This is a genomic window from Cryobacterium glaciale, assembly GCF_004402535.1.
In the GTDB taxonomy this organism is placed as follows: Bacteria; Actinomycetota; Actinomycetes; order Actinomycetales; family Microbacteriaceae; genus Cryobacterium; species Cryobacterium glaciale.
In genome coordinates this window covers 23644-48862 of sequence record NZ_SOEY01000007.1, presented here as the reverse complement: position 1 = coordinate 48862, position 25219 = coordinate 23644, and the positions used below count along the sequence as shown (strand labels likewise).

The following is a 25219-nucleotide window of genomic DNA, read 5'->3' as shown; positions in this document are numbered from 1 at the left end:
CAATCGGAGCTGAGTGCAGAGCCAATCTGAGCACGAACGTCCTCTAACCACCCCGCGTTTGCACGACGTGCAGCCGATGCTGGGAGGTTGAGTCCAAAATTGGGAGCTCCAATTCTTTCGAAGTCGCTCGGGTCCGAGATGAGGTCAAACGATCACCGATCTGGGCGACCCGGCCGCGCGGTTTGAGGGCCCGACATCGTCCTGATGAATCAGTGCGCACCGCCGACGAGCTTGAGCCCGACGATGCAGCCGATCAGGCCGAGCAGCAGCGCGACCTTCAGCCACGACATGACTGATACTCCTCGGCCAGTCTTGTCGCGTTCCGGGTACTGATCCGTCGTCCGGGGCCACATATCGCGACCTGCCCTCGACCCTGGGCGCGCCCACTGGGCAACCCCTGTGCAGAACCGCAGCCAGCATCGAAGCGGATGCCGCAGCATCCGTTTAGCGCGGCGCGGCTACGCGATGAACGCGCGGTACGCCGGGTCATTGGCCCGGAGCACGCGAAGCACGTTCTGATGGCCGAGTTTGGCGAGGTCGGTGTCGCTCCAGCCCCGGCTCTGAAGCTCAGCGAACAGGTTCGGGTATTCCGACACGTCGGCGAGGCCGACGGGCATGTCGGGGCAGCCGTCGAAGTCGCCGCCGAGTCCGATGTGATCGATGCCGGCCACGCTGCGGGCGTGCTCAACGTGGTCGGCCACGTGCGCGACCGTCACGACCGGCTTGTCACCGACCGAACCGTTGTCTTCCCAGAGTCGATAGTCGGCCGAGATGAACGCGGGAACGAAGGTGATCATCTGCACACCGTCGTTGGCGGAGAGCCGCCTGAGAATCGCATCCGGCACATTTCGCGGGTGCGGATTGAGGGCAAAGCACGAGGAATGACTGAACAGCAGCGGAAGCGTCGAGGCGTCGAGGGCGTCCTGCATCGTGGCAGCCGACACGTGCGAGAGATCGACCATCATTCCGATGCGGTTCATCTCGGCGATGACGGCCCGGCCCCGGTCGTTGAGGCCGTTGTGGGACGCGTCATCGACGGCCGCGTCGGCCCACTCGGTCGTCGAGTTCCAGGTCAGTGTCAGGTATCGCACGCCGAGCCGCGCATACTCGCGGAGCACCGCGAGGGAGTTGTTCATCTGATTGCCGCCCTCGACTCCCAGGAGTGACGCGATCTTTCCGCTGTGCTGGGCGCGTTCGACGTCGTCGGCGGTCGCGGCCCGTTCGAAATCCTCGGGGTAGGCCGCAATCAGGCGGTGGATGAAGTCGATCTGCTCGAGCGTGGCCTGCACCGAATCAGTGCCCTCAAGGTCGGTGTGCACCCACACCGACCAGAACTGGCCCTGCACCCCTCCACGGCGCAACCGGGGGATATCCGTTTGCAGCTGGCCGCGCTCCGAATCGTGTTCGGCGGCCAGCCCGGCAACCGAGTAGTTGCGATGCTCGCGGCAGGCCCAGGCGAGATCATTGTGGCCGTCAATAACAGCAAATTTCGGAATTCTTACGGTCATGTGAACTCTTCCCGGCAATCGGTGCACTCAGACCAGCCTACGACCCCCACCATCGGGCATTTTGTGCGCCCAAGCCACCTGGGCTTGCGGCGCCGTTTAGCAAATTCCAGCCCGCAAAGCCGCGGCTGAAGACGGGCATGCCCGCTCCGCCGAGGCACACGTGGCTGCAGCCTCCCCAATACAGGGGATTTTGACCCCTATTGAGGTTACAGCGCCGCCGACTTGAATCGGGGTAGTCTCTGCCAGTAAGTTGCTGAGAAAGAATCATGTTCCTACGCCGCGCTCCATCAAACGACAAGTGCCAGCACCGTCACCTTGTCACTACGACCACCTGTTCCTGTAAACCCGACTGCAGGGAATGAAAAAGTGACATTTACTCCAACTCGCCGAACCACCCCCGCAAGCCCGCGGTCCGCCTCACTGAACCGGCCGCCCCTGGCACCGCTTTCACGCTCGACCGCAGGAGGAACGACGCATGAGTGAATCAGATTCGCCCGCGTCCTATGCCCGGTCCCTGCCGCTTGGCCGCACCCCGAAACTGCGGCTCGTCGACCAGTCAGTGCCGGCGCACACCGATATCGCCGTTGACACCCCCTCCTCCGGGCTGATCTGGGCGCGGCGATACCGCACCAAGCTGCGACTGACAGATGTCGCCGTCATCGTTCTCGCTGTCGGCGTAGCCCTGGTGTTTCGGTTTGGCGTTGACGGCATACCGGCCGTACCGGGATCGTTCAGCGCCAACTACTGGCTCGTGTCGCTGCTCATCGTGGCGACCTGGCTCGTGACCCTCGAACTCTTCCACACCAGGGATTCCCGCGTCATCGGCGTCGGGGCGAGTGAATACAAGCAGGTCATCAACGCCAGCGCTGTGACCTTCGGCATGCTCGCCATCATCTTTCTGATCTTCAACATCGACATCGCCCGGCTGTACTTCGTTCTGGCACTCCCCCTTGGCATTGTCGCGCTGGTTCTGGAACGGTGGCTGTGGCGCAAATGGCTACTGCACCAGCGCAAGTTCGGCCATTACCTTTCTCGCGTGATCGTCGTGGGGAACCGCGACGATGTCGAATATGTCGTCAGCCAGATCGACAACAAATCCGGCGCTGCCTATTACATAGTCGGCGCCGCCCTGGAAGACGGCATCGGTGACGAAATCTCGGCCGGCGAGCGCACGGTGCCGATCGTGTCCGATTTCGAACATGTCGCCGCGGCGGCAGCCGCCATGGGCGTCGACACGGTCATCGTGGCCGGTCAGCCCAGCGGCGGCAGTTCCTACATCCGCAACCTCGGCTGGGACCTCGAAGGAACGTCAGCAGAGCTGGTTCTCTCGAGTCGGCTGACGGATGTCGCTGGTCCCCGCATCCACTTTCGCCCGGTTGACGGCCTCCCGCTGATCCACGTCGAAATTCCCCGGTTTGAGGGGGGGCGCCATGCCCTCAAACGCACTCTGGACATCGTCACGACGGCCTGGGCAATGTTGTTCCTGCTGCCCGTGCTCGCGGTGATTGCCGTCCTCATCAAGCTGGACAGCCCCGGCCCCGTATTGTTCCGGCAGGAACGCTGCGGCCGCAACGGACAAACCTTTCGAATGATCAAATTCCGCTCCATGGTGCAGACCGCAGAAGACGATCTGGCCGGCCTGCTCGATCAGAACGAAGCCTCCGGGGTGCTGTTCAAGATTCACAACGACCCTCGGATCACCAAGATCGGCCGTGTGCTCCGCAAGTACTCGCTCGACGAGCTGCCCCAGCTGTGGAACATCTTCGTCGGCGAGATGAGCCTGGTCGGACCACGCCCGCCACTGCCCGAAGAAGTCCAGGTCTACGAAACCCATGTTCACCGCCGCCTGTACATCAAGCCCGGCCTGACCGGCATGTGGCAGGTCAACGGACGGTCGAACCTCAGCTGGGAAGACAGCGTACGACTCGACCTGTACTACGTCGAGAACTGGTCCCTCACCGGCGACCTGATGATCATCTGGCGCACCTTCAAGACCGTCATTCAACCAGTAGGGGCATATTGACATGACCGCGGGGACCGAACACACTGCGCCAACCAGCCACCGACGTCTGAGCATCGCAATGATCGGTACCCGCGGAGTGCCCGCAGCCTACGGCGGCTTTGAAACCGCCGTCGAGGAGATCGGGCGCCGCCTCGTCGACCGTGGGCACGACGTCACCGTCTATTGTCGCCGCACGGCACAGCCGGTGCCGAAAGAATACCTCGGCATGAAGCTCGTCGAACTGCCCGCACTTCGCCATAAGATCCTGGAGACGCTGAGCCACACCGGGCTGTCGGTGTTGCACGCAACCCTGCACCGTCCGGCCGATGTCGCGTTCGTGTTCAACGCTGCCAACGCGCCCTTCGTGCCGTGGCTACGCCTGCGCGGAATTCCCAGCGTCGTGCATGTCGACGGCCTCGAGTGGAAGCGCGACAAATGGGGCGGCGCCGGACGGCGCTACTACCGCTGGGCCGAAGAAGTCTCCGTGCGTGAAGCGGATGCCCTCATCGCCGACGCGCAGGGCATCGTCGACTACTACCGGGACGAATTTTCCATTCCGACCGAGCTGATCTCCTACGGCACCCGAATCCTGCAGGACACCCCGACCAATCGGCTCTCCGCACTCGGACTCCGACCCGGCGGATATCATCTGGTCGTCGCCCGCTTCGAACCAGAGAACCACGTCGACGTCATCGTGGAGGGTTATCGGGCGAGCGGTGCCCGGCTGCCGCTCGTCGTCGTCGGCTCCGCGCCGTACGCGGCCGACCACATCACCCGCATCAGCGACCTTGCCGCATCCGATTCCCGCATTCGCATGCTCGGCAGCGTCTGGGACCAGGACCAGCTCGACCAGCTCTACACGCATGCCAGCACCTACCTGCATGGTCATTCGGTCGGCGGTACGAACCCGTCGCTGCTGCGGGCGATGGGTGCCGGAACCAAGGTCATCGCGTGGGATGTCGTCTTCAATCGTGAGGTCCTCGGTGCCGACGGCGCCTACTTCTCCCGGCCGGAATCCCTGAGCGCCCTGCTTGAAGACGCCGAACAGAGTCCCGAGCGCGTCGCCGAGGTTGCCGCGGCGCTGCAACGACGCGCCGAGGAACTTTACAACTGGGACAACGTCACGGCCAGCTACGAACAACTCGCCCGGCGCGTGGCCGTCGGCTACAGCACCCACCGCCAAAGCAGCGGGCGCGCTGGAGAGTCGACCTGGAGCCTTCCCGACAGCATGAATCAGCAACCGTCCACGGCACCGTCCAGGGGGATCACACTATGACCAGCACTTCGGCCCAGGCAATCCGTTCGACCGAAACATACTTCGACACCGTGCGCCGGTTGTCGTCAGCACAGAAGACGGCGGCCCGCGGGGCTCCGCCCTATTCGGTCTACGTCAATCGCCGGGTCGGTCGTTACCTCGCGGCGGGTGCCTATCGTTTGGGCCTCACCCCCAACAACGTCACCGCGATCAGCGCCGGCTTCACCTTCTGCGCCATCGGCCTGCTCGCTATCGGAGAGCCGAGCTGGTGGCTCGGGATCGTCGTGTGGCTGCTCCTCGCCACTGGATATGCCTTCGACTCGGCCGACGGCCAGGTCGCTCGACTGCGCGGCGGCGGCTCACCCTCGGGTGAATGGCTCGACCATGTCGTTGACTCGATCAAGATCTCGACCCTGCACCTCGCGGTGCTCATCACCATGTTCACGCATTTTCCGCTCACGAGTTCGGCCTGGTTGCTCGTGCCGATCGGGTTCACTGCCGTGGCCGCCGTGTCCTTCTTTGCCATGATTCTCAACGACCTGCTCAAGGCCAAACACGCGGAGGCCGCTCCGCTCTCCACCGCTCCCCGCACCGTATTGCGGTCCCTTCTCGGCGTGCCCACCGACTACGGGGTCCTCTGCCTGGCCTTCGTACTGCTCGGCGCTCCACTGGCCTTTCTCGGCCTGTACGGCCTGCTCTTCGTCGCCAATGCGGCCTATCTCGCGCTGGCACTGGGCAAATGGTTTCGGGACATGACCGCGCTGGGTCGTGTCGAAGTCGCCCGACCCTGATCGGGCATCCGCTCGTCGCTATCCTGAGCCTGCCGTGTGACCCCTTCTGGGGATACTCCCTCTTGGGTTCCGAGGTGAGTTTTGGTCAGCTTGATTGTAGTGTAGGCGCAACCGGACGGAGAATGCTGTGGAACCAATCGACTACCTGAGGACCATCACAAGACGGTGGCTGCTCATCATCATCGTGGGCCTCCTCGGCGGCGCTGTAGCGTGGGGCTACGCGGCCAGCCTCCCCGCTCAATACCAGGCCACGAACAGCGTCTTCGTCACGAGCGACCGGGGTGAAACCACCAGTGAGCTTCTGCAAACATCGACGTTCACGCAGAACCTGGTGGAGTCTTATGCCCAACTCGCCACGACGCCGACGGTGCTGGGCCCGGTGATCAACCAGCTCGGATTGGACATCTCCACCCAGGCCCTCGCGTCCCGCGTGTCCGCGGTCACCCCCCTCAACACGGTGTTCATCAACATCACCGTCACCAGTCGATCGGCGGCGCAGGCCGTCGACCTCGCTGACGCCGTCTCCGATTCGCTCGCGACGGCGGTGGAAAACCTGGCGCCCAAGGGGCCGGACAACCTGCCGTCAATCACCGTCAAGACGGTGTCTCCCGCGCAGCTCCCCGGCAGCCCGTTTGCACCCAACACGCAGCTCATCGTTCTCACCGGGTTGTTGCTGGGGCTCGCTCTCGGCGTGCTCTACGCTCTCGCCCGCGAGGTGTTCGACACTCGGGTGAGCACGGAGAAGGATCTCGATCGCGTGTCCTCTGATCCCCTGCTCGGCAAGGTCGGTCGTAAGAAGCGCACCGATCCGGCCGGCCTGGTCATGCGGGTCATGCCGCACAGCGCGATGGCCGAGTCGTATCGCCGAGTGCGGGCCAACCTGGAATTCATCGACGTTGACAGCCCTCCGCGCAGCGCCGTGGTCACGTCGGCGGTCACCCGCGACGGTAAATCGACGACCGCGATCAACCTCGCCCTCGCCATGGCGGAACGGTCCTCCCGAGTACTCCTGATCGATGCCGACCTGCGGCGCCCATCGATCGCCGAGCTGTGCGACCTCGAAGGCGACGTGGGTCTCACCACCGTGCTGCTCGGAGACGTCGATCCCGACGATGCTATTGTGCGCTGGTCGGACGGGCTCGACGTGCTGCCGTCCGGTGCCGTGCCGCCCAACCCCGGGCAGCTGCTCGGTTCGGACGCGATGAAGACCCTCATGCAGCGCCTGCTGCAGGACTACGACTTCATCGTCGTTGATTCCCCGCCGCTGTTGCCGGCTACCGATGCCCTCGGACTGTCGCACCTCACCGACGGTGCTATCGTCGTCGCCCGCTACAAGTCGACCACCCGTCAACAACTGACCACCACCCTGGAGTCGCTCGAAGCGGTCAACGCCCGCATCCTGGGCATCGTGCTCAACCAGGTGCGGGAACGCCGAGCCGAGGTGTATTACGGACCGCTCGCTCCGGTGACCGGTGCCGCCCCGCTCACACCGGGAACGACCAACCGGGTCACGGCAACCCGGGCGCCGCGCACCACCTTTGATGAGACCGGTCGCCGCAGTTCCCGCTCGCCGGAATCGACGCGGTCGTCGTAGTGCGGGTCCTCCAGTCGTTTCCGGAGGGTCGTGCCACGACGAATCCTTACCTGCTGCAGTTGAGCCGGTCGCTCACCCCGAACGTCGAGGTGTTCGGCTTCACCTGGCGCCGAGCGCTCACCAGCCGGTACGACGTGTTCCACGTGCACTGGCCCGAGATTCTGTTGCAGGGGCGCACACCAGGGCGGGCGCTCGCCAGACGGATGCTGTTCCGCCTGCTCCTGGCGCGGCTGCGGCGGCGGCGCACCGCGGTGGTGCGTACGCTGCACAACGTGCGCAGCCACGAAGCCGCGCCGCGGCGTGATCAACGGTTGCTGCAAGCGTTCGATCAACGCACCACACTGTGGATTCGGCTCAACCCGTTCACCCCGGTGCCACCGGGCGCGCTCGAGCGCACCATCCCGCACGGCGATTACCGGGACTGGTACTCGAATCACACGTCCGGGGCGCTAGTGCCGGGCCGACTGCTGTACTTCGGGCTCATCCGTGCCTATAAGGGGGTCGACGGCCTCGTCGATTCTTACCGCGAGTTCAACGACGGTACCGCATCGTCGCTGCGCATCGTGGGGGCTCCCCAATCGAGCGAGCTTGCTCAACGGCTGCAACGTGCGGCGGCCGGTGACCGCCGCATCGAATTCGTACTGCGCCACGCGAGCGATGCCGAGCTGGCCGACGCCATCAGCGATGCCGAACTGGTTGTGTTGCCGTATTCCGAGATGCACAATTCGGGCGCAGCCCTCCTGGCCCTCTCGCTTGACCGTCCGGTATTGGTGCCGGCGAACGCGGTAACGACGGCCCTAGCCGACGAGGTCGGTCGCGATTGGGTACTCACCTATGACGGGCCACTTTCGGCCCAGATTTTGGCCGACGCACTCGCGCAGACCCGGCGGCCGCGCAGCAGGCTCACCCCCGATCTCACTGACCGCCGGTGGGCTGTCGGCGCCTCCGACCACGTCGAAGCGTATGGCCGAGCCGTGCAGGCCGTTCGATCGCGCTGACCGCGCACGGTGCGGCACTCGTCAGCGTTGGGCGGTCGTCGTTGGGACCTACCGAGCTCAGGCGCCAGCGAACAGCCAGGCGTCGGCGGCGAGCCGCCCGTCGATGGGCGGCAGATCGTCGGCCGGAGGGCGGGGGGCCTGCAGAGCGTGTACCACGGCATCCGCTAGCTGCTGCTCAGTGCAGCCAGGAAGAACCAGGTCGTGACCGTGCTCCTCGAGCCAGGTCGCAAGTCCGGTTTCGGTCGTGGTCACAATCGCGCAGCCGTGCGCGAGGCCCTCGACGATCGGCAATCCGACCTGTTCGCGCCACGTGGGGGTCGGCTGGCTGGGCAGGGCCAGCACACGGGCGCGTCGTAGCTGCCGGTGAATTTCACTGCGCGGCGGGTCGACAACCAGGTCGATGGTCGGGTCCAGGGCTGCGGCCTGCCGCGCTTGGTTCTCCAGCGCACCCTTGCCGATGAGGGTGAGCCGGGCCTGGGGCAGCACTGCGGTCACCAGCGGCCAGGCCGCCAAAATGTTCGGCAGCCCCTTGCGCGGCACGAACGCCCCAAGAAAGACCACCCGGTGCGCATCCAAGCCTTCAGGAGCGGTGCAGGGGCACGGTGCCGGCAGCGCCGGGATAACGGCTGAGACGAAATCCCGGGCGGGTTCGGGCAGGGCCTTACGGTAGGTGACACGGGCAGCATCCGTTCCGAAGACGACACGGTCGGTCTGCTGCCAGACGAAACGGGCCGCCACACCGTTGATGCCGCGGCGTAGTCGCGGGCGTGCACGGAGTGGGCGTTCGAACGGGTCGGCGTTCTCCAGGGCGTAGCTCACTATGGTCGATCGGCGACCACCGAGCAGCGTCCGCAATCGAAGTGCGCCGATCGCCAGCGCGCTGGCCCACACGCTGGAGAGCATGAGTGGTTCGCCTATTTCGAGGGTCGTGACCGGGGAACGGGCCAACAACCACGCAGCGCGCACCGGGTGAGCCTGCACGACGACGAGCCCCCTGGTGAGCTCTTCGTGAAAGTCATACCTCTTAATACGGAACAGAATGGCCGCCGGCGGCAGCTCATGCGCTCGTTCGAGGTGGGCGCTGCGCAGCGTGCGGTAGAGCCGCGCCCGATCGGTGGGAATGCGCCTGCTATCCACGCTTGTACTCGTGGTACACCGAGCCCACCGAACCGGCCAGCATCCCAGCGCCGCGGGCTGCGGTGCGCAGGCCGCGGGCACGCAACGGCACCTGCCCGACGAGCGATCCGGCGAGGTAGCGCATGATCCCGCCGCAGACCCGTGCGGCGCCGCGCGCCTGCAGGTTCATGCGCACCAGAACGCGTTTGCCGTTCTCGGTCTCGTCGAGGTTGATCCGGCTCCAGGTGTTACCCATGCGAAACGCCCGTTGCAGCACCCATTCTCTGGTGAGGCGGTCCGCCGGCACAATATCGATGACGATGGCTTCATCGCACCAGATCATCTGCCCGCCGCGCTGGTGCAGCTGCCGGGTGAACAGCGAGTCCGACCCGCCGGAGAGCCCGAATCGTTCGTCAAAGCTGAGTTCTAGGCGGCGAACCTGGGCGAGGTCGAGCAGCAGATTGTTCGTGGCGGCGAGGGACACGGGCGTCCCGGTGGTGAACCGGCGGCGCTCGAAGAAGCCGCCGGCCCGAATCCACTGCTCGGGTTCGATGTCGTATTGCGAGAGCACCGGCCCGACGACGGCCGCGGGTCGGTACGTGGAGTAGGTGTCGAGCAGTTGCACCAGCCAGTGATTGCTGGGCCGTTCGTCGTCGTCGATGAAGATGAGCAGGTCGGCGCCCTGGCCTTCTTGCAGGGCACGGTTTCGCGCCGAAGCGATGCCCGGGGTCGGTTCGTGCACGTAGCGCACGGGGGTCTGTCGGCTGGACGCCGGTTGCCCCGCCTCCGACCAGCTGGTTTCGGTCACCAGGGCACGCGCTCCGGCGTCGGGATCATTATCGACGACGACGATCTCGACCGGCGCGTGCACCATGCCAGCCTGGTCGAGCAGCTCGGGCAGGAGCTCCTCGAGGTCGGCCGGGCGACGAAAGGTCAGCACGGCAATCACAACGCGCGGGTCACTTGTGGCTCGGTTGGACATGACCAGCCCCTCTGTAGCGGTGCGGACGGTGCAGGTGCGGGAAGGAAGGGATCGGCTCGTGGCTGAGGCCAGGATCAATTGGCTCGCTTCACGATCAGATCGTCAAAGGTGGCGGTGACGGGTGTCACAGTGGCGGTCGACCCCAGATAGAACGCCAGGCCGACGGCACCGGCTGTCTGCAGGGCGGCGGTGGAGTCCGTCGCCGTCGTCTGCCACGCCGCCGGTTCCGGAGTGCCGAGGGCCCAGATCTTGGCGCGAATGGTGGTCGGTGCCGACCCGGTGACCTGCAGGCGGAGTTGCATCGCGCTGCCGGTTGTATAGGTCAGGCCGGCGATATTCTGCGCTTTCAGGCTCGTGGCACCGCGCATGAGCTGCAGCTGCACCACACCGGTCGACAAATTCTTCATGCGTACCCGGTAGTCGTCGGTGCCGACCCGGCGACCGATCAGCGAGGTGTACGCACCTGATCCGGTCGCATCCTGTTGAAGGGTCGTGGTGGCGAGCATGTCGGTGTCGATCAGGGAGACGCCGGAGAGATAGGCGTTGACGGTGGCGCCGGCCGAGGCCTTGAGTCGGCCGACACCGCCGCTCACTGAATAGTTCGATGCCGTCCCGGTGGTGGTCCAGGCTCCCCCGGTGTCGGCGGTGCCCAGCCCGGTCGCCACCGTGCGGGTGAACGCGTCGGTAGCGAGCGGGGTGTTCGGATCCACGTCCGGAACCACGACCGTTTGCATGATCTGCCCGGTCGCGGCGGAGTTGTCGGTCACCGTGAGGGTCACGTCGTAGCTGCCGGCGGTCGCGTAGTTGTGGGTGGCGGTCACGCCGGTGCCGGTGCTCCCGTCGCCGAAGTCCCAGCTGTACCCGGTGACGGTGCCGTCGCTGTCGGCGGAGGCGGTGGCATCCGTCGTTAGTGCGAGCGGTGGGGTCTGGTAGCTGAACGCTGCCGTCGGCGCGACGTTGGCTGCCGGGTCGGAAGCCTGGACCGTTCGGGTTGTGACCGTACTGGCTCCCGAGTTGTCGGTGACCGTGAGGGTGACCGGGTAGCTGCCGGCTGCCGCGTAGGAGTGTGTTGCGGTGGCCCCGGTCGCGGTGCTGTCATCGCCGAAGTTCCAGGCATAACTCGTGATGGTGCCGTCGGAATCGGTGGATCCGCTGGCGTCAACGCTCAGGTCACGATTGGCGATCGCACTGCTGAACGAGGCCGTCGGCGCCACGTTGGCCGGGGGCCCGGATCGGCCGACCGAATTGTGCCGGGCGATGGCGCTGGGGCTGAGTGCCGTGTTGTAGACGGCTACCTCGTCGATGTCGGCGGCAATGTAATCACTCGCCGGTCGGCTGGTCCACCCGCTGAGATTATCGCCCCCGATGCGCCAGTAGCCCTGGATCGGTGCCGCCGACGTCGTGTCGGTGCGCTGGGCCACGAGCGCACCATCGACATACAGCGACATGCCTGCAGCGCCGACCGACGCCACGATATGGTGCCACTGGCCGTTGTTGTACGACGCGGTCGTGTTCACGGTGCGGAGAATTCCGGGCTTCACACCGAACCAGAGGCGGCCGGCGTTGTCCATGTAGATCTGGCGGTCGTAGGCCGTGGAGGCACCGCTCGCCGCGCTTCCCAGTCCGATGATCTTTCCGCCACGGGTCGTGGTGGTCTTCACCCAGGCTTCGACGGTGAAGGCGCCCCGCGGGGTTTCAAAGGCTGATGAGGCGGCGGTTCCGGCGGAAGTGCCGCTGAATCGCGAGGCCGTTCCCGAATCACCGGCGAGCGCGCCGGCGACGTCTCGCGTGACTCCGGTTCCGGTGGTTTCGTTGGATGCGGCAGCCCAGTCATAGGCTGTCGTGCCGGTGGCTTCGCCGAGCGGCCAGTACGACGAGGGTGAGTCGCTCTGTACGGTCCTGGCATAGGCGTTGTACTCGCCGGAACCGGAGACGGTCACGCTGGTGGGATTGCCGGTTTTGACATTGCCGAAGGAGTCCTGCACCCGTACGCGGTAGGCATAGGTCTGGCCCGGCGTCAGTCCGCTGTCGGTGAAACCCATGGCCGGTCGAAAAAAGTCGGTCGAGAGGCCCTTCACCGTGCCCACGGAGACACCATCGCGCAGCACCTCGTAAGTGAGCTGTTCGTTGTCCCGGTCGAAGGCTGCCTTCCAGCCGATGCGGGCGGTGCCGGCCGACAACGAGTCGACGGTGGGCACGAAAGCGGATGCGGCGAAGGCCGCGTTCGCCACGCGCGGGCCTTCTTTATTGGGGGCGATCGCCTTGTTCGCGAAGCGCACCAGGCCTTGCTGGCCCTTGTTGTTGACGTTGGTGAACTCGCCGCCGTAGAGCAGATACTGGCTGTTGGCCGCGACGTTCCACGGCCCCTGGCCCTGGCCGGTGAACTTTCCGGAATTGATCTCCGGATAGAACGTCAACAGACTCGGGCTCGGCTTTCCCGTGAAGCTGGCGTAGCCGCCGACCGCATTCGGGGTGAGCGTGCTCGTGGCCGCCATCGAGAACGTCAGGGTGCGGTGGTAGGAACGTGGGCTGGTCTCGACCGGGCCGCCGAGGTTGCCAAGATTGCCGCAGTAGTGCGGGTGACCCGTCGTGTAGACGGCGCCGGCGATCGGAACGACGGAGTAGGTGTCTCCGTGGCAGTCTTCCAGCCAGATGAGCGAACCATCGCTCCAGTTGGCTCGGAAAGTGCCCTCGAAGTTCGCCCCGCTGCCATAGTCGTAGCCGGTGCCGAATGCACCGTCGGCCGAGGAGCTCAAGCTGGTGATGCCCCCGTTGATGCCACCATTTCGAACCACAGTGTTCACGGCCCAGGGCAGCGACGCACCGGTGACCGAGTCCGTCGCCGCCATTCCATAGCCGGGAGCGTCGCTACCGTTATAGGAGGTGAACGAGCCACCGATGAGGACCTTCCCACCGTCCGGCGAGACCGCCAATGCGTTGACCGACCCGCCGGCCGGGGTGCCGGTCCAGTCGCGAATGGCACCGTTGGAGGCGGCGAACGCGGCCATTTGATTGCGGGCAGCCCCGCTCGCCGAGGTGAACACACCGCCCACGTAGACGGTGTCAGCGAAGATGGCCAGTGCTTTCACCGAGGCGTTCACGGTTGGCGCCCAGGAGGAAACAAGCGACCCATTAGCGGTGTCGAACGCGGCCAGGCGGTATCGGGCCACCCCGCCGACGGTGGTGAAGAAGCCTCCGGCATACAGCCGGGTACCGTCAGCGGAAGCCACGAGCGACCGAACGGCACCGTTGAGGTCAGGATTGAAGCTCGCGACCAGCACACCGGTTGTCAGGTTGTAAGCGAGCAGGTTGTTGCGCACAACCTCGTTGACTCCCGCGGCCGAGCCGGCCGGCCTGGCCCTGGTGAACTCGCCGCCGGCGTAGACGGTGTTGCCCACGATGACCTGGGACCAGACGACGCCATTGATCTGGGCCGTGGGCAGCGCGTCAGCCGCGAAGGTCACGGGAGTGCCGGCATCCACTGGAGCCGTGTCAGCCTGCGCGGCGAACGGTGCCGTCAGAACCCCGGCGAGTACGGCCACGATGGTCAGCAGGCTGAGCCAGCCTGCACGCAGCGGCCGATCAGCACGCGATCGGGTCGGCTCAAACAACGGGACCGTGGGTGGGGTGACGTGCAGGCGAGACGCAGGGAGAAGTCGCACGAAGATTCCTTACTCGAAACGAGGCGCAGGGGCGTCGGGTAGCCACCGCATTCATCGGAGTATAGTGAGAATCTTTCACTGATGGATGCCCCCTATCCGGGGCACAACGTCCTGGCCGCTTTCGGCTGGCCCGGGTCAGCGCGGTGCAGCGCCCTCGAACAGCACGATCGGCACACCGACCGAGTAATCCACGGCGATGCGCACCTGGTCGCGCTGGTCAGACGGCACGGCGAAAACGAAGACTCCCTGCTGGGTAGCGCCCGGCGCTACCGATGCGGGGAACGGCGCACCGCCCGAAGACGTCAGCTCGGTGGCGGGGCTCTGGTCGGGGCCAAAAAACAGGTTGACGACCGTCGACGCCAGAGAAACGGTGTCGGACGTTTCGTTGCGCACCGTCACGGTGAAGCGCAGGGATGGTCCACCCACCTCGCCTGGTCCGCGTGCAACCCCGTGGACCGCTTCGACCGCACCGACGCCGAAAACCACGCCGGGCACGGCCGCGGCGGGTTCGGTGAGCGGCACTGGAGCCTGCGCGGCGGGCGGAACCAGTTCCCCCGCGGCTTCGGTCGGCGCCGGAGCAGCCTCAGTCGGGGGCGTAATGGCGGTCGGAGGAGGCGAGGGCACCGCGCTCGGCGTCGAGGGCATCGTCGCGGTTGCCCGCGGGCTCGGCGTGGAACTCGCACTGATTCCCGCCGCGTCCGGGGCGGTCCCGTTGGAGGACGCGACCCCGGCAACGACGAGAACGACAACGAGCACGGCGAGTGCAGCGGATGCGATGATCCACCAGACGCGCCGCCGAGTGGTCGACCCCGGGCCCGAGGCTGGGCCGGTGTTGTCCGGGGCGGGGTGGCGCACTGACATGTTGGAACTCCAGGTTGCTCGGCTGGTCGCGATCGGGGCAGGTTCGTGGTTCAGGAAAAATGGCGCAGCTCTAAAAGTGGTGCAGCCATTAATACACGGAGTTCACCCTCATTCCTAGGGGGCAGGTGAACCCCGTATGGGGGCATCCGCTCACCCTGTACAGTGTGTGGAAAACCGAAACCGCCCGGCATTCAACGACCATGAGACCAACGAGGCCCGAGACATGAAGATTGCCATTCTGCACGGCAGTAATGATGCCTACGGCGCCTCCAAGGTGCTCTGTCAGGAAGTGGAGTGTCTGGTGAGCCTCGGGCACGAGGTGCTGGTCGTGGTTCCTCACGCCGGCCCGTTGGCCACCGACCTGGCCCCATTCGGTGCCGCGGTGTCGGTCGTCATTGATCCGTCCTTGGTGGTGTTGCGGCGCAGCAAGTTGACCGATCTGCTGCACCCGCTCACCCTGCGCCACGACGTGGCCCGTGCCGACGTCGTGGTGCTGTGGACGCTGGCCCTGAGCGCGTATATTCCCGTGCTGCGGCTGCGACGCCGGCGGTTCTACGTCTCCGTGCACGAGCTCTTGCTCGGCCGTGTCGGCGGTCTTCTCGTTCGAACATTGCTGGCCTCCGGCGCCTTTCCGGTGTGCGCGTGCAGTGAAGCCACAGCCGCCTGGTTGCACGACCAGGGCGTTGGCCGGGATCGACTGACGGTGACGTCGCCGGTGTTCCGGGCTGTCGAGGCGGTGCCTGACCGGTCCGTGCATGATCCGCTCACGCTGGCCGTCGTCGGGCGGGTCAACGGACACAAGGGGCACCTGGAGGTCGCCACGGCCTTCCAATCGTCGGCGCTGTCCGGAGCCGGGTGGCGGCTTCTCCTCTTCGGCGCACCCTACCCCGGTCAGGACGAGGCCTTGCAGGCCGTGCAGGCGCTGGTGCGCAGCGACCCCCGCATCGAGTACCGCGGTGAAGCGGCCTCGGTGGCGGCGATCGCCAAGGAGATTGATGCCGTGGCGTGTTTTCCGTCAACACCGGAACCGTTCGGCCTGGTGCCGATCGAAGCCTGGCGGGTCGGCGTCCGGTCGGTCGGCTTCGCGGACGGCGGCGCGGGAGAAGTCCTTCCGGTCGTCGGAGGCCTCGGAGTGCCCCGCACCGATCACCCCGACCACGACATCACGGCAGCCCTGGTCCGTCTGGCCGTGGCGCTCAAGGCACGCGCCCCCCTGCCAGAGCCAGCCCAGGTAAACCCGCTGTTCTCCCAGGATCGCCGCCGCACCCTCATCGCCCAGGTCATCGCGCGCAGCTAGCACAGGCGTCAGCAAGTCTGAGGGAACCGCCCGGCTGACGGGCGGTTCCCTCAGATTTGTGCAGTGCACGGCCGATCGGCGCGAGCGCCGCCCCACCTAGGCGGCTGGCACCTCAGGGATCGGCGCCGGCACGTCATCCGGCAAGGGCTTGAGGCCCGGATCCGGATTCACCTCCGGCACCGGCACCACCTCCGGGCCTGGCACGACCTCCGGGGCTGGCACCGTCTCCGGCACCGGGACAATATCCGGCGTCAACGGTGCGTCGGGGGCCTCTGCCGGGGCATTCGGCGTAATGGTCTCGTCTGCAGCCTCCTTGTTCGCCGCGCCGGTCGCTCTAATGCTCGCCGACGAACCGGTCACCGTATTACCGAACGGATCAGTTGCCCGCACCTGATAGGTGTACGTCGTGCCTCCCGATCGTCCGGTGTCGGTCCAGCTGATGGTTGGCCGCTTCCAGTCAGTCGACAGCCCGGTTTGCATGCGCACGACGACACCATTGCGCAATACCTGGTAGGTGAGCTGCTCGTTATCGCGGTCGTAATTGGACTTCCAGGTGACCTTCACGGAATTGGCGCTCGGGGTACTGAGCGTGGGCTGAAAACTGGTGCCCGTGGCCTTGGGACCCTCCTTATCGGGCGCGATGGACGACACGGCGAAGCGGGTGAGTCCCTGCTGCCGCTTGTTGTTCACGATGGTGAACTCGCCCCCGTAGAGCACGTACTGGGAGTTGGCTGCGACGTTCCACGGCCCCTGACCCTGACCGGTGTAGGTGCCCGTGTTGATGTCTGGATAGAACGCCAACAGCGTGGGGCAGGGCCGACCTTCAAAGTTGAAGTAGCTGCCGCCGGTCACGTTTCGACCGATCGTGCAGGTGGCGGCCTTGCTGAAGGTCAATGTGCGGTGATAACTGCGCGGGTTCGTCTCCGGGAACCCTCCGATATTGCCGCAGAAGTGGGCGTGGGCGGTGGTGTAGACGACGTTGCCGACCGGTACTGCCGAATAGGTGTCGCCGTGGCAGTCTTCGATCCAGACGGTGTTGCCGCTGCTCCAACTCGCCCGGAAGGTCCCCTCGAACATGGCACCGGAGCCGAAGTCGTAGCCGGTACCGTACACGCCGTCGACATCAGACGTGAGCGACAGGATTGCACCGTTTGTACCGGCGTTCTTGATCAGCTTGCCGATGTTCCAGGTCATGGCGGCACCGGTGCTCGAGTTCGTGGCGGCCATCCCGTAGCCGGGGGTGGTGCCACCGTTGTAGGAAGTGAACGAACCGCCGATGACGACGCGGTCACCGTTCGGTGAGATCGTCAGCGCATTGACGGCGCCGTTGGGAATGGTGCCCTTCCAGGTTTCCACCGCACCGGTGGAGCTGTGGAACGAGGCCGCCCTCTGGCGACTCTGCCCGCTAACCGAAGTAAAGCTTCCGCCGGCGTACACCGTGCTTCCGTAGGCCCCCAGGGCCCGCACCGTGCCGTTCGCCGTCGGCTTCCAGTCGGGCAGAAGCGCCCCGGTCACCGTGCTGAACGCAGCGAGCCGAGTGCGCGCGACGCCGCCCACGGTGCTGAAACCGCCACCGACGTAGATCCGCGATCCGTCGGGAGACGCGGTGATCGCCCGCACGACACCGTTCAGGCTGGGGTTGAACGACGTCATCACCCCGGTCGACAGGTTGTAGGCCATGAGGTTGTTGCGTGACACTTCGCTGGTACCGGCGGATGCCCCAGCCGGACGAGCCCTCGTGAATTCGCCCCCGACGTAGACGGTGTTTCCAACGATTACTTGCGACCACACCACCCCGTTGATTTGAGCTGTGGGCAGGGCATCCGCTGCAACGGTCGTGGGAGTGGAAGAACTGGGGGGCGACGTGTCGGCCTGGGCCGCTCCCGTCCCGGTAAATATCGCACCGGCAAGTACTGCCGCAGCAACAACGGCTGTCACGGGAGAACGGAATCGCCACAACATATAACGGCCTCATCTCTTGATCGCTGGCCTCGAACAGCCCCGCAGTTGTGGAATTATACTCAGATTCTATTTTCCCCCAACCCGTGGCGGCGAAGTTGACGCGATGGATTCGGCCGCAGTCGAACACGCTTCCCTGCACTCCTAGTCACGGCGCCGGATAGACGTTAGGATTCCTCATTACCTCCCCTACCCTCTCCTCCCCGAATTCTGCCGCGCTCGCGGGGCAGCCTGAGAGAAATCCGAGCACCCGATGGCCACAGAACAGCCTGTCTCCCATTCCGGCACCGACGGGGTTAGCCCCCTCCGCATCGGGTACGCCGCCGGCGGGTTTGACCTCTTTCACGTGGGGCACCTCAATATTCTCAAGCACGCCAAGAGCCAGTGCGATTACTTGATTGCCGGTGTCGTCTCCGATGAGATGCTCGAGTTGACGAAGGGCATCACGCCCGTGGTCCCGCTGTTCGAGCGCCTTGAGATCGTGCGGCACATCTCCTTCGTCGACGAGGCCGTCGCCGAAGTCGTTGAAGACAAAATGGAGACCTGGCGCCAACTGCGGTTCGACGTGTTCTTCAAGGGCGACGACTGGCGCGGCACACCGAGAGGCACCCGTCTCGAGTGTGAGTTCGCCGCTGTCGGTGTGGACGTCGTCTATTTTCCGTACACGGTCAACACTTCGAGCACGATGCTCCGCCGAGCGCTTAACGCGCTGACACGACCGGATGCCGCCTCCCGCTGGCAGTCCCAGGCGATCGAGGGCACCTCGTAGAGCCTGCCGCTCGTCCTTTCACCACGAGAGGGGCGGATTCTCGTGCACTGCACGAGAATCCGCCCCTGTGCCCTTGTGATGGAGCTGACTTACTGAACAGGACTGGTGCTGATCGGGCCGGTTACCCGGGGTGCACCACCACGAGGGTGTCGTCGGGCGTGTAGTAGTTACGCGCCATCTGCACCTTCGTCGACGACTGGGCTATCACCGCGCAATCGTCGACCCGAGTGTTGCGGCCAAAGGTGTTGTCGCTGATGACCACGCCTTGCAGGGGACCGTACGCTTTCTCGGCAAGGTTGATCGAGCATCCCCCACCGTCAGCGATGTTGTTCGTGATGGTGAGATTAGACACGTCACCACGGTCCTGGGTGACCTGCACAGAGGCATTCCACGCATCGGTCAGTCGATTGCCGTCGATGCGAATGTTTGCCCCTTCCTGAATCTGGATGGAATCATCGTGGCTCGGCGTTCCGCCCTGATTCGGGTCTCGGTCGTAGTGCAGATTGTCATGCACCCACGAGTCCGTGATCGCGACGTTTCCGCCGGTCAGGTGAATACCGTCAATGACACCGTGAATATTGAGGCGGGTTGCCTCAAAGTTATAGCCGTAGATTCCTTGGACGTCGGCTGACGGTTTCGAGGGAAACAGCTCGGTGTCAATGATGCGCAAATTTTCATAGCCGCCGAGATTGCCAATGAGGGCCATCGGACCGCTGAGGTCTCGCCCACGCACGATCGAGTTCTTGATGGTGACATTGGGCGCTTGGATCTTGACCATGCCACGAATGTCGAGGCCGTCAATCACGGTTCCGGCTTGGGTGATCGTCAGGTCACCGTTGTGAACCGTCAACGTTGTGCCGGCCGGCACTCCAGTATTGCCGGCGTTCGGCGTGCCTCCCGTCGAGGGCGGCGTGGGGACGGGGACGGGGGCTGGGACCGGCACCGGGGCGGGGAGCGGAGCGGGAGCCGGGGCCGGGACGGGAGCAGGCGCCGGTACCGGCGCTGGTCGAGGCGCGGGGGCCACAATCGGTTCCGGTGTGGGAGCCACCGGCGGAAATAGCCGCGCCAGGAGCCAGCGCAATTGGGCCGGGGTCAGGCCCGTTCCCGGGGTGCTTTCATCTACGGGGGGCTCGGCGGGCTCTGCACCCCACGGCGTGATCGTGGAGTTCTCCCCTGCCTCTTGTGCGGCCTGGGCGGGAGCGATTCCAATGAATGCGCCGGTAAGTCCCAGCGCCACAGCGGCGATTGCCGTCGTGCGCGCACGACGGAACGGGGACCGAGCTTTTTGGGGGGCGGATAAGCCTTCGGTCTGAATCGGGTTGAGTTTCATGTACGTAATTTCGTGTCCTGCACACGTTTCGGGACGTGTTGGGCGGGGCAGCTGAAGGGAGCCGCCGGTCGTGGGTACAGCATTCCGTATCGCCAGGAGCGGGTCAAACGGAAGGTTATGAATACCTTGAAGCGCGCGCTGAAGCGCGAAGTGCCAGCCCGATTCGGGGGCACCGAGGGTCGCGCCGCAGAGGCACGCCGTCCAAGGCGCACCGCGCGAATCACGGGGGCAGGGAGGTCTAGCCGGTGCGAACTGACACCGTCTTGCTGTCAGGTGTGTAGTAGTTGCGGGCCGTGCTGATCTTGGTCGTGGTGGGGGAGATAACGGCGCAGTTGGCAATCCGGGTGTTCCGGCCGAACTTGTTGTCCGTGATGACGGTGCCGTAGATGGGACCATACGATTTCTGGGCCACGTTGATGGTGCACGCTCCGCCGTCGGCGAAGTTGTTCGTGAAGGAGAAGTTCGAAACATCACCGGTGTCCTGGGTGATCTGGACCCCGGCGTTATGGGACCCGCTCAGCGTGCTGCCGTACACCTTGATGTTGCTGCCCTTTTGGATCTGGATGGAATCATCATGGCTGGGTTTTCCACCCTGGTTCGGGTCGCTCGTGTAGTGCAGGTTGCCGTGGAGCCACGAATTCGCGATGGTGACGTTGCTGCCGGTCACGTGGACACCGTCAATGACGCCGTGGATATCAACGCGGGTCAGCGTGAAGTTGTAGCCGTAGATGCCATTGATATCGGGGGACGGCTTGGACGGGTACAACTCCGAGTCGATGATCTTCAGACCGGAGCGGCCACCGAGGTTGTTGACCAGCGCAGCGGGAGCGCTGACGCTTCGTCCGCGAATGATCGAGTTTTTGATGGTCACGTTGATCGCGTTGATCTTGACCAGGCCGCGAATGTCCAGGCCGCTGATGACGGTACCGGCCTTGGTGATGTTGAGGTCGCCGTTGTGCACCTTCAGGGTCGTACCGGAGGGGACTCCGGTCGTGCCGGCGCTCGCGGTCGCACTGCGAACGATGCCGGCAGTTGCGGCCTGGGCCGGAGCGGCCAGGCCGGCCAACGGGATGAGGAGGGCAAGGGTAGCGGCGGCCACAAATGTGGGGGTTCGTGTGGTCGCGGTGGTTCGGGCCCGCTTGCGCTCCAGACGGACGGCACCGGGCAGATCTGGGCGGGTGAGGTCGGGACGAGGCGGATCGAGACGGTGCAGGGCAGGACCGTGTTGAGAAGCGCCACGGGACTGCGGCGGGGTCAGGGTGAGGGGTCGGCGATGGGAACGTGAGATATGGTCGGTCATGAAATCTTTTCGGGTGGTGCACGTTCGGGTATGCGAATGAGGCAACCGCAGGGAGTCACCGATAGTTATTTGAGTGTTACCCAAAAATGAATTTACGTCAAATTAACTGTGTGTGTCGGGGAGATCACGTCGCGCTGGGCGGTGCTGGCCCAGGATTTGACCGGCACGGTGAAGACACCCGGAACCGCGTGAAACTGCCGGTGCAGCGCCAGAGCGAGCATGATGGCACCGGCGCAGAGCAGTGGCGGCAGGACGGTCGCAATAGCGGGCGGAATCCGCACGTCGAAGGCGACCAGAATGGCCGCGAGTGCCGTCATCGGAAGGGTATGCACGAGGTAAATCGGCAGGGTGCGTGAGCCGAGCGAGCGCACGAAATCGAAGGCCGGCAAACGGGCGAGCAACACGGCAACGGTGATGCCGACGACGACGGCGAATATGCTCAGCACCAGCAGCACGAACGGAACCCTGGTGAGTGTCAACTTCGTGGTGACAACGACCAGGCCGGCGTAGCCGAGGCAGAACAGGGCAACGTGCCACCACCGCACGAAGGGAACGAGGCGACGTACCATCGGCCCCAGATAGATCGCGGCGATGAAGAACACGAGGTACTTCCCCATTTTGTCCCAGGGCGAGCCGGTGTGGAGCAGCTGGGCCCCGAACATTACCGCGACGACCGCGGTGAGCGCGATCTGCAGCAGCGGCGGCCACCGACGCAGCAGCCAGGCCAGGGTGAAAAACACCGGCAAGGCGTAAATGAACCACAGGTTGGAGCTGGGCCGCACGAACAGGGTAACGAGGCTGGCCCAGGTGGCGTTGGGCGTTCCCGACGGGCTGATCGGCGGCAGAGCGAGCAGAAACAGCGTCTGCAGGGTGACCCAGGCGATGTAGAGATACAGGAGCAGCGACATCCGCTTGCGAAACAACCGCCAGTACGGCAAGCGGATGGCCGACGCGGCCAGAATCCCCGACATGAAGAAGAACAGGGGCATGCGAAACGTGTCGAACAGCGGGTTGAGCGGGGCGAGCGCGCCCGCTAACCCGACCTCGTCGAGGTACATGATGGCGTGATAGAGCACGACCAGGGTGATCGCGATTCCCTTTGCGACGTCGATCCAGACCTCACGGGTCGGCACCGGTGTCGGCACCGGTGTCGGCACCGGTGTCCGTGTCATGTCGGTTCCTCACCCGGCCGGACGGGGCGAACCGAGCGGCCGCGGCGCTGGTCGAACTCGGTGACGAACGGCGGCGGCTCATAGGCATAACGCAGAACGCTGCGAGAGGCGAATCGGTGGAGTGCCAGGGCCAGCAGCACGGCCGTGAGCGCGAGGATAGGCGGTAGAACAGGCGCGATGACGGCGACCGCCGCAAAGAAGATCGGCAGGGAGAGGACGAAGGAAATCAGGATGACGATGGGCGTGTGCGCCAGGTAAATTGGCAGGGTGATGCGCCCGACCGCGCCGAACCAGACCGCGCCGAACCAGTGCGCGCCGCGCAGGGTACGGCTGAAAGCGATGCCACCGACGACACCGACCAGGCAGTTCAGAAAATACAGGCCGAAGACGTCGCGCAGGCCGAGCAGCGTGACGGTGGCGGTGACGGCCATCCACACCAGCATGGCGGCACCGATGAGCAGCCGGTTGTCGACCTCGCCCACGCGAATGATCCAGGTTCGCAGGTAGATGCCGGCGAGGAAAAAGAAGTAGTACTTGAGCGAGCCGGACCAGCCCACGTTGGCCGTCTCGAGTCCGCTGAGGGCCACGACCGACACGGCGCCGGAGATGGCGAGTTGCAGCCGAGGATCTACCCGCCGGCTGAGTTTGGCCGCCACGAAGAAGATCGACAACGCCCAGATGAACCAGAGTTCAAACCGCGGCAGCACCGGGGACACCACGAGGCCCAGAACGGCCTGACGCAGGCCGAAACCTTCGCCCTTCATGGTCTGGCCGAGCAGGAAAACGATCGAGCCGACGACCTCCCAGAGCAGGAAGACCCAGAGGTACAGGCGCACCTTGACCGTCCACAGGTCGCGCCACGGCTTGAGCAGCCACTTGGGAGCGAACAGTCCGGACAGCACGAAGAACAAGGGCATACGCATCGACGACAGGGCGTCGTTGATTTCTCGCCAGTAGGGTATGTCGAACCCGGCACCGAGCAGCCAATTCGCCGAGTGGAACAGCGCGACGAGCAGGATGGCGATTCCCCGCCCAGTGTCTACCCAGCCGATTCGTTCGATCGCAGGCCTGGTGGCACTCATTGTCGGAACCGAACCGGTGTAGCGCCGGGGAGCGTGGGGCGCAGGAGCGCGGCATCCGTTTCGGTCGGCACCCTGCGGGTGATGAGCAGTCCGAGAACGAGCACGAGCAGCACCGAGGAGCTGAAGAACGGTCCGAAGAACAGGAACCACACGGCCTTGACCCCGAGGTAGAGCAGCACGGCGCTCGCGGTATTGGCCGCGACGTGAACGCCGATGCTGCGCACAATGAGGACGAGGATGATCAGGGCGAGCAGCAGCCCGGGAAGGCCGAAACCCGCCCAGAAATCGCCGATGATGGAGTGCAGCTCGACGTGCCCGCCGAACATGTAATTTTCAACGTATCCATTGTTCGGGTCGTAATTGATCGACGCCATCCCGGTCTTGGCCGCGAGGATGTCCTCGGGATTGGGTGCGATGCCCACGCCGAACCCCCACGGCTGATGCTGCATCAGGGCGATCGTCGCGGTGAGTTCGGGACGTCCGCCGAGGATGAGGGAACCGGTCTCCTCGAGTTGGGCGAGCGTGCGCTGCTGGGTCGCCTCCCCGAGGGCTCCGTCGAGGATGAGAGCCTGGATCACATTGAAGACGATCAGGGCGAGGGCGCCAAGTCCCAGCAACGCACGCAGTGCGGATTTGCCACGCGTGGGCCGGGTGGGGCGCATTTGCCAGGCGACCAGCAGCACCGTCAGGAGCATGAACGCGAAGGTGGAGCGGGCATCCGTCACGGTGGCGACGACGGTCAGCAGCAGCGCGACGGCTAGTTCCAGCCAGCGGCGCCGCAGCTGCAGGGTGATTCCGAGCAGCAGAATGGTCAGGGCCACGGAGTAGCCGAACCGCCACGGGTTCTCCGCGTACAGCTCGCTGGTCGGCGAAACACCGAGCAGGATTCCAGCGCCGAACCAGATCGCGATCTGGGAGTCAGGCAGAACCGTGCGCGCCCAGAGTACGAAGCCGACGCCGGAGAGCAGCCCGACCAGACCGGCGATCAGGCCGAACGCCTGACCGAGGCTCGTGTCGTGCGTGGGAGCCGACAGCGCCGTGAGCCAGATGCCGGAACCGATCGCGATCACTCCGGCGAGCAGGAAAAGTCGGGCCCCCCAATACTGGCGCAGCACCGGGAACCACACCGGAAACAGCGCGACACAGGCCACCGCGCCCACCGTCACGCCCTGGTCGATATCGAGGCGCATGGCCACGATGACCAGAACGACCACGGCGATGAATTTGTTGACGATGGGCGGCGCCTGTGCCACGAAACGTCCGGCGCGGGTACGCGGGGGCGGCACCGGAGCGGGGTGCACTGCGGTGTTGTTGGAGCGCACCTCGAAGGACAATTGCCACCACCAACCGGGCCGCACAGGAACGATTCGGGCATCGACTCCTGTTGCGCAGCCGCATCGTGCACAACAATAGACGGCCCCGAGCAGAAGCGACAAGGGCAACGCTCCCCAAACTGAGGCATTTTCATCCCCCCGAGAGGGGGGCGCGACCATGGGCGGTGCGGCCTGTATAGTGGCGATTTCGTGAGAGATATTCATCGT

Annotated in this window: 18 protein-coding genes and 1 riboswitch; of the genes, 7 read left to right on the top strand and 11 right to left on the bottom strand. The window is 65.0% G+C overall.

Annotated features, from left to right (window positions below):
* Nucleotides 1-301: 301 nt before the first annotated feature.
* Nucleotides 302-366: riboswitch (guanidine-III (ykkC-III) riboswitch) on the bottom strand.
* 92 nt (nucleotides 367-458) lie between these two features.
* Nucleotides 459-1508, bottom strand: coding sequence for a dipeptidase (locus E3O06_RS04060; RefSeq protein ID WP_134501726.1), 1050 nt, complete (start codon nucleotides 1506-1508; stop codon nucleotides 459-461).
* A gap of 475 nt (nucleotides 1509-1983) precedes the next feature.
* On the opposite strand from E3O06_RS04060, the gene E3O06_RS04055 reads away from it, so the two are divergent.
* From E3O06_RS04055 to E3O06_RS04035, 5 genes are all read left to right on the top strand, one after another.
* The gene (locus E3O06_RS04055) at nucleotides 1984-3531 is read left to right on the top strand and encodes a sugar transferase (protein WP_134501725.1); all 1548 of its coding nucleotides are present in this window, start codon (nucleotides 1984-1986) and stop codon (nucleotides 3529-3531) included.
* Between the two features lies 1 nt (nucleotide 3532).
* Nucleotides 3533-4786, top strand: a complete 1254-nt coding sequence (locus tag E3O06_RS04050; protein ID WP_241979851.1) for a DUF1972 domain-containing protein — start codon at nucleotides 3533-3535, stop codon at nucleotides 4784-4786.
* Nucleotides 4783-5556 (top strand): CDP-alcohol phosphatidyltransferase family protein, encoded by a 774-nt coding sequence (locus E3O06_RS04045; RefSeq protein WP_134501723.1) that lies wholly within the window; start codon nucleotides 4783-4785, stop codon nucleotides 5554-5556. The genes E3O06_RS04050 and E3O06_RS04045 overlap by 4 nt, the downstream gene beginning before the upstream one ends.
* 127 nt (nucleotides 5557-5683) lie before the next feature.
* Nucleotides 5684-7150, top strand: a complete 1467-nt coding sequence (locus tag E3O06_RS04040; protein ID WP_134501722.1) for a tyrosine-protein kinase domain-containing protein — start codon at nucleotides 5684-5686, stop codon at nucleotides 7148-7150.
* The gene (locus tag E3O06_RS04035; RefSeq protein ID WP_134501721.1) at nucleotides 7150-8148 is read left to right on the top strand and encodes a glycosyltransferase; all 999 of its coding nucleotides are present in this window, start codon (nucleotides 7150-7152) and stop codon (nucleotides 8146-8148) included. The genes E3O06_RS04040 and E3O06_RS04035 overlap by 1 nt, the downstream gene beginning before the upstream one ends.
* Before the next feature lie 57 nt (nucleotides 8149-8205).
* Here E3O06_RS04035 and E3O06_RS04030 read toward each other — a convergent pair whose 3' ends face one another.
* The 4 genes from E3O06_RS04030 to E3O06_RS04015 all read right to left on the bottom strand — a co-directional run bounded on the left by E3O06_RS04030 (nucleotide 8206) and on the right by E3O06_RS04015 (nucleotide 14769).
* The gene (locus tag E3O06_RS04030; protein WP_241979850.1) at nucleotides 8206-9285 is read right to left on the bottom strand and encodes a glycosyltransferase family 4 protein; all 1080 of its coding nucleotides are present in this window, start codon (nucleotides 9283-9285) and stop codon (nucleotides 8206-8208) included.
* Entirely contained in the window at nucleotides 9278-10246 is a 969-nt protein-coding gene (locus E3O06_RS04025; protein ID WP_134501720.1) for a glycosyltransferase family 2 protein, read from the bottom strand. The genes E3O06_RS04030 and E3O06_RS04025 overlap by 8 nt, the downstream gene beginning before the upstream one ends.
* Before the next feature lie 74 nt (nucleotides 10247-10320).
* Nucleotides 10321-13908 (bottom strand): PKD domain-containing protein, encoded by a 3588-nt coding sequence (locus tag E3O06_RS04020; protein WP_198415776.1) that lies wholly within the window; start codon nucleotides 13906-13908, stop codon nucleotides 10321-10323.
* Between the two features lie 135 nt (nucleotides 13909-14043).
* Entirely contained in the window at nucleotides 14044-14769 is a 726-nt protein-coding gene (locus tag E3O06_RS04015; protein ID WP_134501719.1) for a hypothetical protein, read from the bottom strand.
* Between the two features lie 223 nt (nucleotides 14770-14992).
* On the opposite strand from E3O06_RS04015, the gene E3O06_RS04010 reads away from it, so the two are divergent.
* Entirely contained in the window at nucleotides 14993-16066 is a 1074-nt protein-coding gene (locus E3O06_RS04010) for a glycosyltransferase family 4 protein (protein ID WP_166788094.1), read from the top strand.
* Nucleotides 16067-16162: 96 nt separating this feature from the next.
* Here E3O06_RS04010 and E3O06_RS04005 read toward each other — a convergent pair whose 3' ends face one another.
* Nucleotides 16163-18004 carry a WD40 repeat domain-containing protein gene (locus E3O06_RS04005; RefSeq protein WP_134501717.1) on the bottom strand — a complete coding sequence of 614 codons (1842 nt, stop codon included), beginning with the start codon at nucleotides 18002-18004 and terminating at the stop codon, nucleotides 16163-16165.
* Between the two features lie 274 nt (nucleotides 18005-18278).
* Here E3O06_RS04005 and E3O06_RS04000 point away from each other — a divergent pair, with 274 nt between their 5' ends.
* The gene (locus E3O06_RS04000) at nucleotides 18279-18794 is read left to right on the top strand and encodes an FAD synthase family protein (RefSeq protein ID WP_134501716.1); all 516 of its coding nucleotides are present in this window, start codon (nucleotides 18279-18281) and stop codon (nucleotides 18792-18794) included.
* A 121-nt stretch (nucleotides 18795-18915) separates the two neighbouring features.
* Here E3O06_RS04000 and E3O06_RS17430 read toward each other — a convergent pair whose 3' ends face one another.
* From E3O06_RS17430 to E3O06_RS03975, 5 genes are all read right to left on the bottom strand, one after another.
* On the bottom strand, nucleotides 18916-19644 hold the full coding sequence (locus E3O06_RS17430; protein ID WP_166788093.1) for a right-handed parallel beta-helix repeat-containing protein: 729 nt from the start codon (nucleotides 19642-19644) through the stop codon (nucleotides 18916-18918).
* A gap of 718 nt (nucleotides 19645-20362) precedes the next feature.
* A complete protein-coding gene (locus E3O06_RS03990) occupies nucleotides 20363-21424 on the bottom strand; it encodes a right-handed parallel beta-helix repeat-containing protein (RefSeq protein WP_134501714.1) in 1062 nt (353 codons plus the stop codon).
* A 92-nt stretch (nucleotides 21425-21516) separates the two neighbouring features.
* Nucleotides 21517-22596 (bottom strand): acyltransferase family protein, encoded by a 1080-nt coding sequence (locus E3O06_RS03985; protein WP_134501713.1) that lies wholly within the window; start codon nucleotides 22594-22596, stop codon nucleotides 21517-21519.
* Nucleotides 22593-23678: an acyltransferase family protein gene (locus tag E3O06_RS03980; protein ID WP_134501712.1), complete on the bottom strand. Its 1086-nt coding sequence runs from the start codon at nucleotides 23676-23678 to the stop codon at nucleotides 22593-22595. The genes E3O06_RS03985 and E3O06_RS03980 overlap by 4 nt, the downstream gene beginning before the upstream one ends.
* On the bottom strand, nucleotides 23675-25036 hold the full coding sequence (locus tag E3O06_RS03975; RefSeq protein ID WP_134501711.1) for an O-antigen ligase family protein: 1362 nt from the start codon (nucleotides 25034-25036) through the stop codon (nucleotides 23675-23677). The genes E3O06_RS03980 and E3O06_RS03975 overlap by 4 nt, the downstream gene beginning before the upstream one ends.
* Between the last annotated feature and the right edge of the window lie 183 nt (nucleotides 25037-25219).

Coding starts and splice junctions, on each gene's coding strand:
- E3O06_RS04055 (WP_134501725.1), top strand. CDS start 1,984: ATGAGTGAATCAGATTCGCCCGCGTCCTATGCCCGGTCCCTGCCGCTT.
- E3O06_RS04025 (WP_134501720.1), bottom strand. CDS start 10,246: ATGTCCAACCGAGCCACAAGTGACCCGCGCGTTGTGATTGCCGTGCTG.
- E3O06_RS03980 (WP_134501712.1), bottom strand. CDS start 23,678: ATGAGTGCCACCAGGCCTGCGATCGAACGAATCGGCTGGGTAGACACT.
- E3O06_RS04015 (WP_134501719.1), bottom strand. CDS start 14,769: ATGTCAGTGCGCCACCCCGCCCCGGACAACACCGGCCCAGCCTCGGGC.
- E3O06_RS03990 (WP_134501714.1), bottom strand. CDS start 21,424: ATGACCGACCATATCTCACGTTCCCATCGCCGACCCCTCACCCTGACC.
- E3O06_RS04050 (WP_241979851.1), top strand. CDS start 3,533: ATGACCGCGGGGACCGAACACACTGCGCCAACCAGCCACCGACGTCTG.
- E3O06_RS03985 (WP_134501713.1), bottom strand. CDS start 22,596: ATGACACGGACACCGGTGCCGACACCGGTGCCGACACCGGTGCCGACC.
- E3O06_RS04000 (WP_134501716.1), top strand. CDS start 18,279: ATGGCCACAGAACAGCCTGTCTCCCATTCCGGCACCGACGGGGTTAGC.
- E3O06_RS04010 (WP_166788094.1), top strand. CDS start 14,993: ATGAAGATTGCCATTCTGCACGGCAGTAATGATGCCTACGGCGCCTCC.
- E3O06_RS04045 (WP_134501723.1), top strand. CDS start 4,783: ATGACCAGCACTTCGGCCCAGGCAATCCGTTCGACCGAAACATACTTC.
- E3O06_RS04060 (WP_134501726.1), bottom strand. CDS start 1,508: ATGACCGTAAGAATTCCGAAATTTGCTGTTATTGACGGCCACAATGAT.